The organism is Schlesneria sp. (assembly GCF_036405755.1).
GTDB lineage: Bacteria > Planctomycetota > Planctomycetia > Planctomycetales > Planctomycetaceae > Schlesneria > Schlesneria sphaerica.
Map to the genome: position 1 here is coordinate 1 of NZ_DASWWZ010000699.1, position 2,827 is coordinate 2,827.

The following is a 2,827-nucleotide window of genomic DNA, read 5'->3' on the forward strand; positions in this document are numbered from 1 at the left end:
GACACACCCTCGTCGGTTACCTACCACCGCATCCAGACACGAACAAGCGACAGCAGTTTCTCCACATCAAGCGGCTTCGACATATAGTCGTTGGCCCCTGCGGCCAGGCACCGCTCCTGGTCGTCTGCCATCGCCTTCGCAGTCAACATGATCACGGGTAGCTTTTTCCACTTTGGATTCTGACGAATTTGCGTCGTTGCGGTAATCCCATCCATTTCGGGCATCATGACATCCATCAGTACCAGGTCGATCGATTTGGAAGGATCCAGGTCACACCGTTTGAGGACATCGAGCGCTTCCCGACCGTTGCGGGCAATCTCGAGAATCGCGCCACGCGGTTCCAGGATACTCGTCAATGCGAAGACGTTTCTTACATCGTCTTCCACAATCAAGATCCGGTGTCCTTCAATCGAGGCGTCTCGGCTTCGGGCTTTCTCCAGCATTCGCTGCTGTTCCGCGGGAAGTTCCGCCACGACCTGATGCAGGAACAAAGTGACCTCGTCAAGCAGCCGTTCGGGCGACTTGGCTCCTTTGATGATGATCGATTTCGAGTACTTGCGCAGTTTCTGCTCGTCTTCAAACGAGATGTCTTCGCCCGTGTAAACGATCACAGGGGGAAACGAGTAAGCATCATGACGACTCAGTGTCTCCAGCAACGAGTACCCGGTTGCATCCGGAAGAGTAAGATCGAGGACCATGCAGTCGAACGTTGATTCCTTGAGTTGCTCAAGACATTCCGCCGCGCTACGGGCACCGACAGTCTCGACATCCTGAGTACCCAGCAACTTCCTGAGACTCTCCAGCTGCACCGCGTCATCTTCGACAACAAGAATGCGACGCAATCGCTGAGCCAGCCGCTCTTCTAACTGGCGAAGGGCACTGGTGAGATCTTCACGCTTGACGGGCTTGAGCATGAAACCGACAGCCCCCAGTGACATGGCTGTTGTTTCATAGTCATTCCCCGACACTACGTGGACCGGAATATGGCGCGTCCGGGCATCATGCTTGAGCCGGTCGAGTACCGAAAGCCCCGACTGGTCTGGAAGCCCGACGTCCAGCAGCACCGCACTCGGCAGATATTGCCGGGCTATTGCGAGCCCCTCCTCTGCCGTCGTGGCGATGAGGCACTGGAAATGCAACTCTCTGGCCAGATCGTAAAGGATCCGAGAAAAGTGCTCATCGTCCTCCACAACCAAGATCACACGACTGTCGCCAGTCAAACTTCGTCGGTCGTCATCCACACGACGGTAGCTGGGGGGAACGGGACTCGAAATCGGCGTGAAATGTTCCACGCTTGCGGATGCGGGTCCCTCGTCGATTTCATCAATGGCCTCGACCGGATCGTGAGACGTGCTGCGCGGAGGACGCGCGGGGATCTGGCTGGAATCGTAAACTTCCGGAAGTACGATCACAAAAGTACTCCCCACGCTTGGTTCGCTCGTCAATTCAATCTCACCACCAAGCCGCCGCGTTAACTCTCGTGAAATGGAAAGTCCCAGACCGGTCCCCCCATACTTGCGGTTAACTTTACCATCGGCCTGCTGGAACGCCTCGAACACCAGACGCTGCTGGCGAAGGGGAATGCCAATACCCGTATCCCTGACAGTGAAGGCGATTCGATTGCCGGGAAGAGGACTGGCTTCGCACGCAACCTCCCCCTTTTCAGTAAACTTCATGGCATTTGAAAGCAGGTTTTTCAGAACCTGCTCTAACCGTTGTCGATCGGTCACCATGGTGGCGGGACACCCCGGCAGAAGTCGCTGCACGAACTTCAGTCCCTTCTGATCTGCCACCGGTTGAAAGGTCCGCTCCAGATCGTCCATCAATTGCTGGATTGAGAAGGTGTCGGGATGCATCTCCATGTGGCCCGATTCGATCTTCGACAGATCGAGAATGTCATTGATCAGCGTCAGCAGGTCGTTCCCGGCAGCCTGGATGGTCGTGGCGTAGCGAACCTGTTCGCTTGTCAGATTCCCTGACTCATTGTCGGCCAGAAGTTTGGAAAGGATCAGCGAGGAATTCAGCGGCGTCCGCAGTTCGTGCGACATGTTCGCCAGGAAATCCGACTTATACTGACTGGCCTGTTCCAGTTCCTTGGCACGCTCTTCGAGCGAGGCCTTCGTCCGAACAAGGTCATCTCGCTGAACTTCGAGTAACTGAGCCTGATCTTCCAACTGAGTATTCGTCTGTTCCAGTTCTGCCTGCTGCTGTTCCAGTCGGGTTTGTGACTCTTTCAGCGCGCGACTTTGTTCTTCCAGTTCTTCATTGGAAACCCGCAATTCTTCGCCTTGAACCTGCATCTCCTCGGCCTGCCGCTGCGTCTCTTCGAGCAGATTCTGCAGACGGATGCGATCGTTGGCAGTGCGGACCGCAATTCCGATCGAGCCCGCTTCCCGTTCCAGCAGTTCTACCAGCAATTCGTCGATGGGTTCGAGAAACCCCAGCTCGATAATCCCATTCACTCTGTTGTCCTCTTTGACAGGGACGATCAGCAGTTGGCGGGGTTGAGCACTTCCTAACGACGAGCCTACAGACAGATATCCCTCCGGAACGTCCCGCAAAAGGATCCTATTCCCGTTCTTAACGGCTTGGCCCAATAACCCGTCAGAGGGACCAAATTCTTCAGGAATCGTGGCAGAGCTGGGCACGCCGTAGGTCGCGACCTTTCGAAAAAGATGCCCGTCCTTCGCATAGAACGCGCCCGCCTGAGCGTCCATGTACTCCGCCAGAAATGTCAGAATATTTTCCCCCAGTTGTTGCAGTCGGGATTCGGCGACCATCACCACACTCAGTCCGATCTGCCCCGCCTGTAACCACTCCTGACGCT

General features: G+C 55.7%; 1 protein-coding gene. It reads right to left on the reverse strand.

Features of this window, described 5'->3' with window-relative positions; all coding sequences use genetic code 11:
- Nucleotides 1-20: 20 nt before the first annotated feature.
- A partial coding sequence (locus VGE80_RS23150) for a response regulator (protein WP_440594299.1) occupies nucleotides 21-2,827 on the reverse strand: 2,807 nt, incomplete at its 5' end.